Genomic DNA, 14301 nt, shown 5'->3' with positions numbered 1-14301 from the left:
GGGGGCGGGGGCTGCCCCCGCGGGGCGCAGCCGCGGCCTCATGCTATGGGCGCCCGTGCGGCCGGCGCGCCGGCCCGGACCCACAGGGCCGTCGCCTTGTGCTCCCAGTTCTGGAGTTGTCGTTCCGCCTCGTCCCGGACCACGCCGTAACGCGCCTGAATGCGCTCGAGCAAGCGATCGCGCTGGTCGCGCGCGGGTGCCAGGTCGGCATCGGTCAGCTTACCCCAGCGCTGCTGGGCCCGGCGACTCACTTGCGCCCAATTGCCTTGTAGTTGGTTCCAGTCCATCGGTGTTCCTTTCCAGCGGGTGCGACTGACACAAGAGCGCGACTTTGCGGCCAGCGTGCCGCTGGGTCTGTGCGCCAGGGCACACGCACCATGCCGGCGGCCGAACAGGGTGCGCTGGCGCACAGACCGGCCAGGGCCGCGCCCGCACCATGCAGGCGCCCGCTCCCGGGTGTCCACCGTGCACAACGGCCAAAGCCCATGAAAACCTACCTCGCCTGCCTGGGCACCCGCCCGGAAATCATCAAGATGGCACCCCTGCACCGTGCGCTCAAGGAGCGCGGCCACCGCGTGGTGGTGCTTCACACCGGGCAACACGAGGCCGTGGCCGAGGTGCTCTACCGGTTCTTCGACATGGGGCCGGACATCCGCTTGCCCATCCAGCGGCGCACCGCCCGGATTGGCGACCTCACGGCGCTGCTGCTCGAAGGCGTGGACCGGGTGATCGCCGATGTCCTGCCCGATGCCGTGCTGGTGCAGGGCGACACCACCTCGGCCTTTGTCGGCGCCCTCAGCGGCTACTACAACGACCGTCCGGTGGCCCACATCGAGGCCGGCTTGCGCACCGGCACGCGCGAACCCTTCCCCGAGGAAAAGAACCGCGAGCTGATCGGCCGGCTGGCGCACTGGCACTTCGCCCCGACGCCACGCACGCGCGACAACCTGCTGAGCGAGGGGGTGCCCGAGGCGCGCATCTCGGTCGTCGGCAACACCGTGATCGATGCCGCCCGCTGGACCCAAAGCCGGATCGAGCCGGTGGAATTCCCGGCCCTGGGCGCCGTGCCACGCGGCCCAGCCACGTTCCTCGGTGCGCACCCGGCGCGGCGGTTGTTGCTGGTGACCGCACACCGGCGCGAGAACTGGGGGCAGCCCATCCGCAACATCGCCACCGCCGTGGGCCAGCTGCTGGTGGAGCACAGCGACCTGATCGTCATCTGGCCACTGCACCCCAACCCGGCGGTGCGTGCCGAGGTGGAACCGGTGATCGCGGCCCTGCACGATGCGCAGCGCTCCCGCGTCTGCCTGACCGAGCCGCTCGACTACCCGGCCCTGATCACCCTGCTGCAACGCTGTCACTTCACGCTCACCGACTCTGGCGGCATCCAGGAAGAAGCCTCGGCCCTGGGCCGACCCGTGCTGATCGCCCGCGACAGCACCGAGCGCCAGGAGCTGGTGGAGGCGGGTGGCGCGGTGCTGGTGGGCACCGAGGTCGAACGCATGGTGACGCAAGCGAGCCGGCTGTTGCAGGATGGTGCCGCGTACCGCGCCATGCAACTGGAGATCAGCCCGTTTGGCGACGGGCACACGGCACAACGCATCGCGGATGTGTTGACGGCCGAGCGTTGATGTCCCTTGACCGGGCGCCCTGACCATGCGCCCTCCTGGGCCCGGCGTTGTCGTCAACAGCCAGGCCCAGGCCGGCCACCGACGTCACCGGCCCGGGACCGCCGACGCTCAGGCCATCGCCGCTTCCCGAGCCTGGGCGGCAGCGGGATCGCCGGATGCGGGCACGGCGGATGCCGGCCCATGGTTCAACATGCGTCCGACCTCCGCCGCCAGCCGGTGGGCCATGGCCCTGGCCTTGCCCAGGGTGCTGCACTCGACCAGCACCCGCACCACCGGTTCGGTGCCCGAGGCCCGCAGCAACACACGCCCGGCGCCGCCCAGCTCCTGCTCGGCGCGCTGCTGGAAGTGTGTGACCCATTCGCTGTCCGCCATTTGCGCGCCCGCGGCCAGGGGCACGTTGACCAGGCACTGCGCGTTCATGCGCAGGCCTTCACACAGCTGGCCCAGCGTGCGTCGCGAGCGCTGCATGGCCGCCATCACCCGAAGCGCGGCCATCACACCGTCGCCTGTGCTGTGCCAGTCCAGACCGATCAGGTGGCCGGATCCCTCGCCGCCCAGGCGCCAGCCGCGCTGCTTGAGCAGGCTCAGCACATGGCGGTCGCCCACGGCCGCGCGGGCGAAGGCCAGTCCACGCTGAGACAGCGCCCGTTCCAGCCCCTGGTTGCTCATGAGCGTGCCGACCACCCCGCCTTGCAGGCCATCGTTGATCTGGGCGTCGACGGCCAGCACGTAGAGCAGCTCGTCGCCGCCGTAGATGCGGCCTTCGGCATCGACCATCACCAGCCGGTCCCCGTCACCGTCCAGCGCCACGCCCAGGTCGGCATGGTGCGCCAGGACGGCCTGGCACAGGTGTTTGGGCACGGTGGCGCCGACCTTGTTGTTGATGTTCAGGCCATTGGGCGAGATGCCCACCGCCACCACCTGCGCGCCGAGCTGGCGAAACACCGCTGGCGCGACCTGGTGGCAGGCGCCATGGGCGGCGTCGACCACGATCTTCAGGCCCCGCAGGTGCAGTCCCGTGGGCATGGAGCGCCGGCAGAAGTCCACGTAGAGATCACCGGCGTCGCGCAACTGGCTGGTGAGTCCCAGCCGGGCCGAGGGCACACAAGGCAGCGGACCGGCCATGGCTAGCTCGATCGCACGTTCCGTCTCGTCCGGCAGCTTGTCGCCGCTGGCCGAGAAAAACTTGATGCCGTTGTCATCGAAGGGGTTGTGCGAGGCGCTGACCACCACGCCGGCCTGGTAGCCCCGCATGCGGGTGAGGTAGGCGATGCCCGGGGTGGGCAGCTCGCCACACATGACGGTGTCCACCCCGGCGGCCGAAAAACCCGCCTGCAGCGCGGCCTCGAACATCGGCGCCGACACCCGGGTGTCGGTGCCGATGGCGACCGCGGGCCGCATGTTGCGCGACACCCGCTGCTCGCCCAGCAGCTGGCCCGCGGCGTGCGCCAGCCGCATGATGGTGTGGGGCGTCATGGGCTCCATGCCGACCTGCGCGCGCACACCATCGGTGCCAAACATTTTTTGCGTTGTCATGGAAGTACCTCCAGAAGATGGAAAACATGCGCCCCGGCAACCGACACGCGGCGCAGGGCGAGGGCTGACCATAGGTGCGGCGGCCCGTGTGGTCTGTGCGCTGGCGAACCGGGGCCGCAATGTGCGGCATCGAACAGACCAGGCGCTGGCGGCGCGACACCATGCGGTTTCACCCACCGGACCACACCGTGACCCCAGCCCATTCCCCCTTCGCCCAGCCTGGACAACGCCCCACCCGGCCGGGCCTGCGAAGTTGGGTGATCTGCCTGGGGCTGCTGGTGGCCGTGGGCGCACACGCGCAGGGTGGCCCCGACCCCTCGGCGCTGCTGCCCAGTTGGAGCGAGCGCCCGGTGGTGGTGGCGCTGGCCGCCAGCCTGGGCCTGATCGTGCTGGCCATGATGGCCTACGGCGTGCGCCATGTGCTGTTCACGCTCAACCGCCTGTTCGGCCACCAGCGCCACCCCTACATCGACATCGACACCGCGCAGTGGCCGCAGATCACGGTGTTCATTGCGGCGCACAACGAAGAAAAGGTGATCGCCGGCTGCATGGACGCCCTGCTCAAGACGGACTATCCGCCCGACCGCGTCAAGATCGTGCCGGTCAACGACCGCTCGCAGGACGGCACCCGCGCCATCATCGACGCCCATGTGGCGCGTTACCCGACACGCATCTTTCCGTTCCACCGCACCGATGGCAAGCCCGGCAAGTCGGCCGCGCTCAAGGACGCGCTGGCCCATGCCGAAGGTGACATCGCGATCATCTTCGATGCCGACTACATCCCCGGGCGCGGTCTGCTCAAGCAACTGGTGGCGCCCTTCTTCGACGCTGAGGTGGGCGCCGTCATGGGCCGGGTGGTGCCCCTCAACGCCGGCACCAACCTGCTGACGCGTCTGCTCGATCTGGAGCGCTCGGCCGGCTACCAGGTGGACCAGCAGGCGCGCATGAACCTGCGTGGCGTGCCGCAGTACGGGGGCACCGTGGGCGGCATACGGCGCACCGCGGTGGCGGCCGTGGGCGGCTGGCACGACGACACCCTGGCCGAGGACACCGACATCACCTTCCGCCTGCTCATCGCTGGCTGGAAAACCGTCTACAACAACCGAGCCGAGTGTTATGAGGAGGTGCCCGAGGAATGGGCGGTGCGCATGCGCCAGGTCAAGCGCTGGGCCAAGGGCCACAACCAGGTGCTCTACCGCTACGGCTGGAAGCTGCTGGCCAGCCGCAAGGCCTCGCTGCGCGAGCGGGTGGACGGCATCATGCTGCTGCTGGTGTTCATGATGCCGCCCCTGCTGCTGCTGGGCTGGGTGGCCGCGCTCGCGCTCTACTACCTCAACGCCGGCGCCATGGTGGCGCTGTTCATCCCGGTGATGGCCCTGGTGGCCTATGGCGCCCTGGGCAACTTCGCCGCCTTCCTCGAAATTGTCATCGCCGTGCTGCTGGACGGCCACCGCCGCCGTATCCGCCTGCTGCCCATCAACCTGCTGTGTTTTGTCGCCAGCCTGTTTGCCATCTCGGCCGCGCTCGTCGAATCGGTGCTGGACCGGGTGCGCGGGCGCGAAATGGTCTGGCACAAGACCGCACGCTACCGCAAGACCGCCACATGAACGACATCACACCGGCCCTGTGGCCCCACCTGATGCTCTTCGCGCTGGTCTGTGGCGCCCTGCTGGTCCTGCCCTTCGTGCCGGCCTGGCGCGAATGGCGCCACCCCAGCGACAGCGCGGCACTGAAGGTCTCGCCCAGCCTGACCAGCGACACCGGTTTCCTGGCCCAGCAGTTCCGCGAGCTGATGCAGATGCAGCTGGCCGGTGGCCTGACGCAGGACCACCAGCGCCTGGGCGCCCTCGACACCCGCGCCAAGGGCCCGCCGTCGGAACGCACCCAGCGGCCCATCGTCAGCACCCAGGCCATCCGGTCGCTGGTCGACACCAGCGTCCAGAGCCCGCTCTACGTCACCGCAGACGTCCATGTCGCCGGGCGGGCCAGGCTGCGCGAGGTCTTGTGTGTCGGCGGCCTCACCCTGGGCGCGCACAGCCACATCGGCGGCTGGGCCCATGCCGACCAGGCCGTGGTGCTGGGGGAGGCCAGTGTGGTGGTGCGGCGGGTGTCTTCGGCGCGCTCCATCGATCTGGCTCGCCACTGCTGCTTCGAACGCCTGCACGCGCCCACGCTGCGTTTTGGCCACCTGCCGCTGCCGGGGACCAAAGCGCCGGTCTCCAGCCAGCCCACCTGGCACCGGCTGCGCCGCATCCCGGGCGCGCAACGCTGGGGTGACGGCGCGTGGCGGGTCGACGGCGATTGCGACATTCCCGCCTGGCACCACTTCTGCGGCTCGCTGGTGGTGATGGGCGTGCTGCGCGTGGGCGACGGTGCGCTGGTCGAAGGCAACGTGAAGGCCCACCAGGGCATACACATCGGGCCCGGTGCACGGGTCACCGGCGCCGTGGTCTGCGAGGGCGGCATCCACCTGCTGCAGGACGCGGTGGTCGGGGGGCCACTGGTGTCGGAGACCCACGTTCTGCTGCACACCCGGTCGCGCGTGGGCGCCCCCGATGCGCCCACCACCGTGAGCGCCACCCACATCCTGATCGACCGCGGCGTGACCACCCACGGCACGGTCTGGGCGCGCGATGCCGGCGTGGTGCTGGGACTGACATGAAACAGCTGGCCATCGCATTCTGGCTGCCGCTCTGGTTCTGGCTGTTGGCTGCGCTGCCGGCGCAATGCGCGGTGCTGGACCTCTCGGGTTATGCCGATGCCTCGGGCGCGATCTCCGTGCAACGGCAGGGCGACACCGTCGACCCTTACTTCGCCTTGCAGGCGCTGCTGCTGGCACAGAGCCACGGCCTGGACACCACCACGGTGGCCAGCGCCTGGGGCGAGTGGCTGGTGGCACGGCAGAAACCCGACGCCACCTTCGACCGCTTCTGCCGCCACGGTCCGGTGTGGGCCGCCTGCAAGACCGCCGACGCGGACGACTCGGTCCTTGGGCTGTGGGTGGCTTTCATGGACAGCCAGCCCGCGCCGCTGCGCCGGCAGCCCGCCTGGGTGCGCAGCCGGGCTGCCGCGCAGGCCGCGCTGGCGCGCCTGGTCGACCCCACGCGTGGCATCTACCTGGTGTCGCCGGTCTACCAGCATGGCCTGTTCATGGACAACCTCGAACTGTGGGCCCACGAGGTGCTCCACCCCAGGGCGTCGGCTCCCCGGCAAGCGAACTTCACGCAAGCCATCACCGCGGCCTTCTGGGACAAGGAGCGCCAACGCTACCTGGTCTCGACCCAGCCCGGCCAGCGCGACACCGTGCACGCCTTCTACCCCGACGCCGTGGCCCAGCTGTTTCCCCTGCTGGTGAACTTTCCGGGCCTGCCTGGCGGCGCCCGCCGCTACTACCGCCAATGGATGGCCGCGCACCGCAGCGAATGGCTGGCCCAGGTGCACGGTGACTTTGCCTGGGGGTTGGTCGCCATCGTGGCACTGGACCACGGCGACCTGCCTTCCGCCCGCTGCTGGCTGCAGATCAGCCTGCCCCACCGCCACAGCGCCCACTGGACGGTGACCGACGAAGTGGTCGCACAAATTCTCCAGTCGCGTGCCCTCACGGCGCACCCCGACCCCCAAGCCTGTCCGCAGGCGCCCCTCAGAAACAAGGCCCCGACCCCACCATGAACACACACCGTTTCGCCCCCTTCCTGGCCGTCCTCGCCTTGGCCCTGGGTTGGCCGCTGGTGGCCCTGGCGCAAACCGACGCCCTGGCCGCCGCGTCCGAACGTGGCCTGGAGGCCTACACCAGCGCGCACTCGCTCAGCAACGGGTACGGCGACTGGCACGAGACCGGACTGCGTGGGCACATCGGTGTGGGCGACCACTTGCTGGGTGCGGAGATCGCCACCATGAAACGGTTTGGCGAAAGGGGCCGCTACATCGGTCTGTCCGACACCGTCACGCTGGATCCTGACTGGTTCGCCACCCTGTCGGTCGGCGCCGGCGATGGCGCGGCCTACCTGCCCGACCACCGCGTCGACGCCTTCATCAACCGCAAGCTGCTGGCTTCGCGCCAGCTGATCGCCACGCTGGGCGCGGGCTACTACCGGGCTCCCGACAAACACACCGACCGCAACCTGAGCCTGGGCGCGACCTACTATTTCGACGCCCCCTGGGTGGTGCAGGGTGAGATCCGCTTCAACGAGAGTTCGCCCGGCCAGGTGCGCACGCACCAGCAGTTCGTGGCCGCCACCTGGGGCCGCGAACACCAGACCCAGGTGGTGGTGCGCCATGGCTGGGGCGACGAGGGCTACCAGGCCATCGGCGGTGGCGCCTCGCTGGTCAACTTCAGCAGCCGCCAGTCTCAGCTGACGCTGCGGCACTGGCTGGGCCCCCAATGGGGCGTGAGCCTGGGGTTGGAGCGCTACAGCAACCCCTACTACACCCGCAAGGGCGCCGTGCTGGCCTTGTTCTGGAAGCTGCCGTGATGTTCCATCGCCCGCTGACGCTGAACGCGGCCCAGCAGCGCGCGCTCGAAGGCGCTCGGACGCAGCTGCATCAGGCCCGTGGCGCCCTGCAGGGCGAGCGGCCGCACCGCAGCCTGCTGCGGACCGGCTGGAACGCCACCACCCTGCTGGGCATGCTGCTGATGGCAGCCCTGCCGTGCACCGCGCTGCTGCTGTTGCACGATCGCCTGATGGACGCCTGGCATGGGCTGCTGCTGTGGTGGGCCGAACGCCTGGCGCTGCCGCTGGCCTTGACCCTGGTGGACGGCGTGCCGGCGCTGGTCTGGCTGGCGGGTGGCGCCAACGCGCAGTTGCCCAGCAGCACCAACGGCGCGCTCACCGCCGTCGTCGTGGCGGGCGCGTACGCCGCCACCCACTGGCTCAGCGACCGGCAGATGCCCATCAAGTACCTGGTGCGGGTGCTGTGTGCCGTTCAGGCCAGCGCCCTGATCTTCTTCTTGCTCGTGCCCTCGCAGTTCGCCTACACGCTGTCGGGCTACCTGTCGGCCAGCCTCGATGCCGGCTTCGTGCTGATGCTGGTGCTGCCCGTGCTGCTGGCGTTGGGCTGGGGCGTGCTGCACCTGCCGCTGCACCAGCGGCTGCTCTATCCCGCGCTGATGCTGGGTTATTTCGCCCTGATGGTGCCCCACAAGGCCTTGCTGCACCTGCTGATCCTGCAACAGTTCTCGGTCCTGTTCATGCCGCTGCTGTACCTGTGTTTCGGCGCCGTGCTGGACCTGATGATCTTTGTCGCGCTGTATTCGTGGCTGGCCAGCCTGGCCCCCATGGACGCGTTGGCAGACGAGGCCTGAGCATGGAGCCGCCGCGCAACCGCACGTGGTTGCGCTGGGCATGGCTGGTGGCGGCGCTCGCGCTGTGCGGCGCCTGGGCCGCCAGCTATGTGCTGAGCAGCGAAGCGCCACGGGCCATGGTGCTGCTGTTGCCACAGGCCCGCAGCGGCGAGCTGCCCGTGGCCCAGGCCTGGCGCGATGCGGCACAGGAGGAAGGCCTGTCCGTCACCACCATGACCGACGACGAGTTCATGCGTTTTGGTGGCGACCGGCGACACATCGCCGGCGTCATCCTGCCCGACTCGGTGCACCGCGAGGCCTCCGACCTGCTGGTCAACCAGCTCTATGACTACGTGCACGGTGGTGGCCGGCTGTTTCTTGCGTTCGATGCTGGCGTGCACGCGCCGAACCAGGTGGGCTATGTCGGTCCGGACTCCCGCCTGTCGCGCCTGGCGGGGGTGCGTTACGCGCTGTACCACGACCTGCGCGAACAGACCTTCGCCGACGACCGGGTGCTGGGCAGCCGCGCGGCCGAACAGCACCTGGGCCTGCAGCCGGGCAAGCTCGATTTCAAGCACTCGGCCCAGCCTCCCCTGGGCGAGCTGACCACCTACGGCTACCCGAGGCTGCACTACCCGCACTTTCGCACGCAGCCCGCCAGCGAGGCCGCGGCGCGGGTGCTGCTGCAATCGCCCGCTGGCGACGTGATGGTGTCGCAGCACCGCTTCGGCGACGGCGAGGTGCTGTTCGTCAACCTGCCGCTGGGCTACCTCAAGACCCGCACCGACGGACACCTGCTGCACCGGCTGCTCAACCACTTCGCGGTCGGCATGTTGCGCCAGCCTCGCCTGGCCGCCGTGCCCCAGGGCGTGGGCGGCATGGTGCTCAACCTGCACATCGACTCCAACGCGGCACAACGTCCCCTGCTGCAACTGGAGCAGGAGGGCTGGTTCGACCGCGGACCCTACTCGCTGCACCTCACGGCCGGACCGGACACCTTCGTGCCGGGCGACCACCTGGGCATCGATCTCGACCACAACCCGGACATGGTGGCCTTCCTGAGGCGCCAGCTGGCTCGGGGCCACGAGGTCGGCAATCACGGCGGCTGGGGCCACAACATCTTTGGCAACAACGCCAACGACAGCAACCAGGCCACCTACGAGCCATTCCTCCAGCTCAACCACGACAGCGTCTCCAGCGCCATGCAGCGGCCCGCGCGCAGCTATTCGGCCCCCATGGGCAACCAGCCCGCGTGGAGCACGCACTGGCTGGAGGCGCAAGGCTTCAAGGCCTACTACTTCACCGGCGACAGCGGGCTGGGGCCCACACGGGCCTACTTTGAAGGCCAGCGCCCAACGGCGCGGCTGTGGGCCTTTCCGGTGACCAATCTGTACCAGATCGCCACCTTCGAGGAGTTGCAGCAGCAGCCCCAGCCTCGCAGCGACGAGGACATGGCGCATTTCCTGGAAGGTCTGCCACACCACGTGGCCGATGCGCGGGTGGCCCGCTTGTTCTATTTCCACCCGCCGGCGGCGGCGCGCTACCGCCATGTGCTCGCCCGCCTCGACCGGCAAGCGCAGGCGCTGGCCGACCGGCAGCGGTTCCGCTGGTACACCATGGAGCGCCTGGCCGACTTCATGGACCAGCGCGAACAGGTGCGCTGGCAGGTCACCCTGACCGACACGGGGCAGCGCCAGCTGGTCGCCCGAAGCGCCGCCGACCTGGCGGAGATGAGCTGGATATTCCCGCTTGAGACCGCTGATGGCTTCGAGGTGGTGACGGGCAAGGCAAGCGTGCGCCGCGACGCCGCCGACTGGGTCGTGACCGCCGGTGCGGGGCAGACCCTGGTGGTCCACATCCACGCCGCTCGCACCAGCACCGCGCGGCGCTGAAGGCGCCGGGAACGGTCTCAGGTCAACGGGTGGTTCTTCACGTGTCGGGCTCGCTCGACGAGGTGGACGATCTGTGCCGCCGCGAACTGGCTGACCGGATGTTCGGTGCAGCCCCGGCGCGGCGCCACGTGGCGGGCCATCTCACGCATGCGGTCCAGGCGGGGCGATGAGCCATCGGACATGAGCGCGATCAGCAGGTTCTCCAGCGCCACGACCCGAAAGCGCAGGTGGTCCCATTCGGCCGAGGTCACCGGGGGCGGCTCGGCCAGGTTGATCCGGGTGCTGGTCGCGGATCGTTTCGCGTCCTGGGCGACATCGTGTGAGGCGTCCGGCGTGTGGGCGGCGGCAGCGCTCCGATCGGGCGTTGAATAATCCATGTCGATGGACCTCCATTGAAAAGAGAAGATGTTGGTTCTCCCTGGCGGGAGGTGCCACCGGCTGTGGTCGGGATCAGCGTAATGGCGCCGGTGGCCGGTGTCCGTTCGCTATCGAACATCGGGCACCCCACCGCTCACCCGCGCTCACCCGCACCCGCCCGCTTGTCGCCGCAAGGTTCGCTTGCGCACAGACGCCGCCAGATGGCCTGGGTCCAATCGGCAACGGGTTCCCGTGCCGCCTGAACGCTCACGGGCATCCGACGCCGGTGCGGCGTTTCGCACCTTTTTCCCCAGGCTCACCCACCATGGACCACCTCGCCCCCGTCTGCGGCGCCGTCACGCGTCGCCGCCCCCCTCGGCACATCGAACCGCCCCCATCGACGGCCGCCCAGCCCCTGCCCCTCCAGGCGCCCGCCGCCCCGGTCGTGGACCGCGTGGCGCGGCCGGTGCTGCATCTTCGGCACCGCGCGCGACAGGTCGACGGCCAGCGGACCTGAGCCAGGCACCCATGAAACGCCGCAGCCCCAGCCACCCTGGTGGCCGTCTGCGCGGCCTGCGGACGCTGATCGGCAACGACGTCTACAACCTGGACACCGACGAACTCGGCGACATCGTGGACATCGTGCTGGACATGGGCACCGGGCGCATCGGCTTCGCGGTGCTGCGCTGCCACGTGATGCCCAGCCTGGGCGCCAGGCTCGTGGCCGTGCCCTGGCGCCGGCTCACGCTGAACACACGCTTGCGCTGCTTCGTGCTCGATCTCAGCGTGGACCGCCTGGCGGGCGCGCCCGCGTTCGACGCCAACCACTGGCCGGACATGGCGGACACCCAATGGCAACTGGCCGTCCACCGCTACCACGGCGGACGGTCGCCCAAGCCTATGTCGGGCAACGCACCGACGCGACCTTAGCGCGCGTCTACCCTCACCAGCAGTCGGGTCGCACGGGGTGGGACCGGGTGCCGAACCAGGGGTTCGCAGCCCTCCACCCATGCACCCGGTCCAGCGGCAGCCTGATCTGCCGACGCTGCCCCTGTCGCCAGAAACTGATCAATTCTCGGAACGGCACGCCCCCGCGGCGCACCGTTGCCATCGGTCCAACCAAGGAACCCACATGAGCTACAAGACACTGATCCTGGCCGGCGCCGCCGCACTCGCACTGGCGGGCTGTATTTCGGCCCCCGCAGGTCCTCCGGGTCCCCAGGGTGCCACAGGCGCCACTGGCCAGACCGGCTACACCGGGGCCACGGGCAACACCGGCAGCATGGGAAGCACCGGCTACACCGGCGCCACGGGTCGCACCGGGGCGGCGGGTGGCGCCGGCGCCACCGGTGACACCGGCGCGACGGGCGCCACCGGCTACACCGGGGCCACGGGTGACACCGGAGCCACTGGCTACACCGGGGCACGGGGAAGCACCGGTAGCACGGGGGCCACCGGGGCCACGGGCGCCACCACCGGCGGCGCGGTGATCATCGTGCCGCCCGTGCGCTGACACCCCCGACCACAACACTCGGCCCGACCGCAGCCTTGCTGGGGTCGGGCCGAGCCACGTCAGGGAGGGATGATCTGGCCGCAGCGCAAGGCGCGGCGCCGTGTCAATGTACCAACTGGTCGTAGACGCGCTGGTTGCTGTCGTAGCAGCTGCAGGCCCGGGCGTGCAAGGCTTCGCGGTCCAGCACCGTGAGTTCGCCACGCCTGTACACGATCAGGCCCAGCCGCTGCAGTTCGCTGGCCGCCACGGTCACGCCCACGCGGCGCACGCCCAGCATGAATGCCAGGAACTCGTGGGTCACGTGGAAGCTATCGCTCTGGGCGCGGTCCTGGCTCATGAGCAGCCAGCGGGCCAGCCGTGGACCGATCTCATGGAAGCGCTCGCAGGCGGCCGCCAGCGTCAGCTGTTCGACCCGAAAGGCCAGGTAGCGGCCCACCAGGTGGCGCAAGGCGAGGCTGTCGACCAGCGCCTGCTGGAACACCGGGACCTTCATGCGCCACGACGAACCGGCCCCCTGCACCACCGCGCGCCACGGCGCCGTCGTGTGCCCCAGCAGCAGCTCGGCGCCCAGCATGCCTTCGCGCCCGACCATGCCCACCTCCAGTCCGGGCCGGCCATCGACCTCGATCACCAGCGACACGAAACCCGCGGTCGGAAAATAGACATAGCGGGTGCGCGCGCCACGCTCGCCCACGACATCGGAGAGCGTCATGTCAAAGGGCTCGCACCGCTCGATCAGGCGCTTGCGCTCGGTGCGCGCCAGCATCTCGATCAAACGGTTCTCGTTCGTGGACATGTGTGGGCTTCCAGCCAGGGGCGACAATGCTGGTTCGCCAGCGGTGGCCCAGTGTCTGCGCTGGGGAGGCGGTTCACCGTCTGCCAGCACACACAGCCGCGGGCGGCGGCATCAGGTGGCCGTCTTGGCGGGCAGCAGGCGGTCGTATTCCTTCTTGACCACGCTGTAGCACTCGCAGGTGCGCTGCTCCAGGCCCGGGCGGTCCAGCACCTTGATGCGGCCGCGCGCATAGCTGATGAGGCCGGCGCGCTGCAGCTTGAGTGCGCCTTCGGTCACGCCCTCGCGCCGCACGCCCAGCATGTTGGCGATCAGCTCCTGCGTCATGGTGAGTTCGTCGCCGGTGAGCCGGTCCAGGCTCAGCAGCAGCCAGCGGCACAGCTGCTGGTCCAGCGAATGGTGGCGGTTGCACACCGCCGTCTGCGACATCTGGGCGATCAGGGCCTGGGTGTAGCGCAGCATCAGGTGCAGCACCGGCCCCGATCGGCTGAATTCTTCCTTGATGAAGTGCGCCCGCATGCGCAGTGCCCGGCCGGCGCTTTGCACCACCGCGCGGCTGGTGCTGGACTCGCCACCCATGAAGATGGCGATGCCCACGATACCTTCGTTGCCCACCACGGCGATCTCGGCCGAGGCGCCATCCTCCAGCACGTACAGCAGCGAGACGATGGCGTCGAGCGGGAAATGAACGTGTTGCACGTGGGTGCCCGATTCGTACAGCACATGGCCCAACGGCAAGTTGACCAGCTTGAGGTGGGGCGACCAACGTTCCCACTCGGCATCGGGCAACGATGCCAGCAGGTGGTTCCTCATGAAGTCGGACGAACGGGGAACAGGTAGATCGGGCATAGGGGGTGAAGTGCGAGAAGTGGTTGGTCGGGTGTCCGAGGTCACACGGCGGTCAATTTAACAATTTGACCGCGTGCCGTATGTGCGCTGCCGTACACAAGTCCATCATCGCACCGGCGCAAGCGTTCGCCAACGTACAGACGACCCACGGTGGCCGGGCTACAACCTTCTTCGCTGTCCATGTCAGCGCACCAGGAGCCGAACGTGCCTATCACCCCTCCCCTGGCTCCACGCTGGAGCACCTCTTCCCTGGGCCAGCCGGCCGACGTGTCGGCGCAGGAAAGTTCGGCCCTGGGCGAACACCTGAGCCTGTGCGCCGCGTTGCGTGGTCCCTTGCAGGTGGTGGGCGGTGGCCTGGCCTGGGGGCACACCCTGCTGGCCGGGCGCGCGGTCACCGGCTTCGCGCTGATCGCCCTGCTGGCGCTGGTCGGCTGGATGGTGTCCTAGGG

The 14301-nt window shown here is 69.5% G+C and carries 15 protein-coding genes; 10 read left to right on the top strand and 5 right to left on the bottom strand.

Features of this window, described 5'->3' with window-relative positions; all coding sequences use genetic code 11:
* Nucleotides 1–38 precede the first annotated feature (38 nt).
* Nucleotides 39–287 (bottom strand): CsbD family protein, encoded by a 249-nt coding sequence (locus tag AAHB17_RS09845; RefSeq protein WP_342130377.1) that lies wholly within the window; start codon nt 285–287, stop codon nt 39–41.
* Between the two features lie 198 nt (nt 288–485).
* Between AAHB17_RS09845 and wecB the strand changes: the two genes are divergently transcribed.
* The gene (wecB, locus tag AAHB17_RS09840; protein ID WP_342130376.1) at nt 486–1631 is read left to right on the top strand and encodes a non-hydrolyzing UDP-N-acetylglucosamine 2-epimerase; all 1146 of its coding nucleotides are present in this window, start codon (nt 486–488) and stop codon (nt 1629–1631) included.
* A 108-nt stretch (nt 1632–1739) separates the two neighbouring features.
* On the opposite strand, the gene glmM is transcribed toward wecB, so the two are convergent.
* Nucleotides 1740–3167 carry a phosphoglucosamine mutase gene (glmM, locus tag AAHB17_RS09835; RefSeq protein ID WP_342130375.1) on the bottom strand — a complete coding sequence of 476 codons (1428 nt, stop codon included), beginning with the start codon at nt 3165–3167 and terminating at the stop codon, nt 1740–1742.
* A gap of 350 nt (nt 3168–3517) precedes the next feature.
* Here glmM and AAHB17_RS09830 point away from each other — a divergent pair, with 350 nt between their 5' ends.
* From AAHB17_RS09830 to AAHB17_RS09805, 6 genes are read left to right on the top strand one after another with little or no spacing between them, the layout of a single operon-like run.
* Nucleotides 3518–4774, top strand: coding sequence for a glycosyltransferase family 2 protein (locus AAHB17_RS09830; RefSeq protein WP_446719580.1), 1257 nt, complete (start codon nt 3518–3520; stop codon nt 4772–4774).
* Nucleotides 4771–5829: a polymer-forming cytoskeletal protein gene (locus tag AAHB17_RS09825; protein WP_342130374.1), complete on the top strand. Its 1059-nt coding sequence runs from the start codon at nt 4771–4773 to the stop codon at nt 5827–5829. The genes AAHB17_RS09830 and AAHB17_RS09825 overlap by 4 nt, the downstream gene beginning before the upstream one ends.
* Nucleotides 5826–6836: a hypothetical protein gene (locus tag AAHB17_RS09820; protein ID WP_342130373.1), complete on the top strand. Its 1011-nt coding sequence runs from the start codon at nt 5826–5828 to the stop codon at nt 6834–6836. Before AAHB17_RS09825 ends, AAHB17_RS09820 begins: the two co-directional genes overlap by 4 nt.
* A complete protein-coding gene (locus AAHB17_RS09815; RefSeq protein WP_342130372.1) occupies nt 6833–7639 on the top strand; it encodes a YaiO family outer membrane beta-barrel protein in 807 nt (268 codons plus the stop codon). The genes AAHB17_RS09820 and AAHB17_RS09815 overlap by 4 nt, the downstream gene beginning before the upstream one ends.
* Nucleotides 7639–8469, top strand: coding sequence for a hypothetical protein (locus tag AAHB17_RS09810; protein WP_342130371.1), 831 nt, complete (start codon nt 7639–7641; stop codon nt 8467–8469). The genes AAHB17_RS09815 and AAHB17_RS09810 overlap by 1 nt, the downstream gene beginning before the upstream one ends.
* 2 nt (nt 8470–8471) lie before the next feature.
* On the top strand, nt 8472–10340 hold the full coding sequence (locus AAHB17_RS09805; RefSeq protein WP_342130370.1) for a hypothetical protein: 1869 nt from the start codon (nt 8472–8474) through the stop codon (nt 10338–10340).
* Nucleotides 10341–10357: 17 nt separating this feature from the next.
* Here the strand turns inward: AAHB17_RS09805 and AAHB17_RS09800 are convergent, their stop codons facing one another.
* Nucleotides 10358–10717, bottom strand: coding sequence for a hypothetical protein (locus AAHB17_RS09800; protein ID WP_342130369.1), 360 nt, complete (start codon nt 10715–10717; stop codon nt 10358–10360).
* Nucleotides 10718–11225: 508 nt separating this feature from the next.
* Here AAHB17_RS09800 and AAHB17_RS09795 point away from each other — a divergent pair.
* Both AAHB17_RS09795 and AAHB17_RS09790 read left to right on the top strand, forming a co-directional pair.
* Complete coding sequence (locus tag AAHB17_RS09795; RefSeq protein ID WP_342130368.1) at nt 11226–11627, top strand: PRC-barrel domain-containing protein; 402 nt, start codon at nt 11226–11228, stop codon at nt 11625–11627.
* Nucleotides 11628–11829: 202 nt separating this feature from the next.
* Complete coding sequence (locus AAHB17_RS09790; protein ID WP_342130367.1) at nt 11830–12210, top strand: collagen-like protein; 381 nt, start codon at nt 11830–11832, stop codon at nt 12208–12210.
* 103 nt (nt 12211–12313) lie between these two features.
* On the opposite strand, the gene AAHB17_RS09785 is transcribed toward AAHB17_RS09790, so the two are convergent.
* Nucleotides 12314–13006 carry a Crp/Fnr family transcriptional regulator gene (locus AAHB17_RS09785; protein WP_342130366.1) on the bottom strand — a complete coding sequence of 231 codons (693 nt, stop codon included), beginning with the start codon at nt 13004–13006 and terminating at the stop codon, nt 12314–12316.
* 111 nt (nt 13007–13117) lie between these two features.
* The gene (locus AAHB17_RS09780) at nt 13118–13816 is read right to left on the bottom strand and encodes a Crp/Fnr family transcriptional regulator (RefSeq protein ID WP_342130365.1); all 699 of its coding nucleotides are present in this window, start codon (nt 13814–13816) and stop codon (nt 13118–13120) included.
* A 240-nt stretch (nt 13817–14056) separates the two neighbouring features.
* Here AAHB17_RS09780 and AAHB17_RS09775 point away from each other — a divergent pair, with 240 nt between their 5' ends.
* Nucleotides 14057–14299: a hypothetical protein gene (locus tag AAHB17_RS09775; RefSeq protein ID WP_342130364.1), complete on the top strand. Its 243-nt coding sequence runs from the start codon at nt 14057–14059 to the stop codon at nt 14297–14299.
* Nucleotides 14300–14301: the final 2 nt, after the last annotated feature.

Origin of the sequence: Hydrogenophaga sp. OTU3427 (assembly GCF_038440225.1) — a bacterium.
GTDB lineage: Bacteria > Pseudomonadota > Gammaproteobacteria > Burkholderiales > Burkholderiaceae_C > Hydrogenophaga.
This window is presented reverse-complemented; position numbering and strand designations above follow the sequence as displayed.

Excerpts from the sequence above, each read along its gene's own strand:
- AAHB17_RS09800 (WP_342130369.1), bottom strand. The coding sequence starts at position 10,717 with ATGGATTATTCAACGCCCGATCGGAGCGCTGCCGCCGCCCACACGCCG.
- AAHB17_RS09845 (WP_342130377.1), bottom strand. The coding sequence starts at position 287 with ATGGACTGGAACCAACTACAAGGCAATTGGGCGCAAGTGAGTCGCCGG.
- AAHB17_RS09780 (WP_342130365.1), bottom strand. The coding sequence starts at position 13,816 with ATGAGGAACCACCTGCTGGCATCGTTGCCCGATGCCGAGTGGGAACGT.
- AAHB17_RS09790 (WP_342130367.1), top strand. The coding sequence starts at position 11,830 with ATGAGCTACAAGACACTGATCCTGGCCGGCGCCGCCGCACTCGCACTG.
- AAHB17_RS09795 (WP_342130368.1), top strand. The coding sequence starts at position 11,226 with ATGAAACGCCGCAGCCCCAGCCACCCTGGTGGCCGTCTGCGCGGCCTG.
- AAHB17_RS09810 (WP_342130371.1), top strand. The coding sequence starts at position 7,639 with ATGTTCCATCGCCCGCTGACGCTGAACGCGGCCCAGCAGCGCGCGCTC.
- AAHB17_RS09805 (WP_342130370.1), top strand. The coding sequence starts at position 8,472 with ATGGAGCCGCCGCGCAACCGCACGTGGTTGCGCTGGGCATGGCTGGTG.
- AAHB17_RS09815 (WP_342130372.1), top strand. The coding sequence starts at position 6,833 with ATGAACACACACCGTTTCGCCCCCTTCCTGGCCGTCCTCGCCTTGGCC.
- wecB (WP_342130376.1), top strand. The coding sequence starts at position 486 with ATGAAAACCTACCTCGCCTGCCTGGGCACCCGCCCGGAAATCATCAAG.
- AAHB17_RS09820 (WP_342130373.1), top strand. The coding sequence starts at position 5,826 with ATGAAACAGCTGGCCATCGCATTCTGGCTGCCGCTCTGGTTCTGGCTG.
- glmM (WP_342130375.1), bottom strand. The coding sequence starts at position 3,167 with ATGACAACGCAAAAAATGTTTGGCACCGATGGTGTGCGCGCGCAGGTC.
- AAHB17_RS09825 (WP_342130374.1), top strand. The coding sequence starts at position 4,771 with ATGAACGACATCACACCGGCCCTGTGGCCCCACCTGATGCTCTTCGCG.
- AAHB17_RS09785 (WP_342130366.1), bottom strand. The coding sequence starts at position 13,006 with ATGTCCACGAACGAGAACCGTTTGATCGAGATGCTGGCGCGCACCGAG.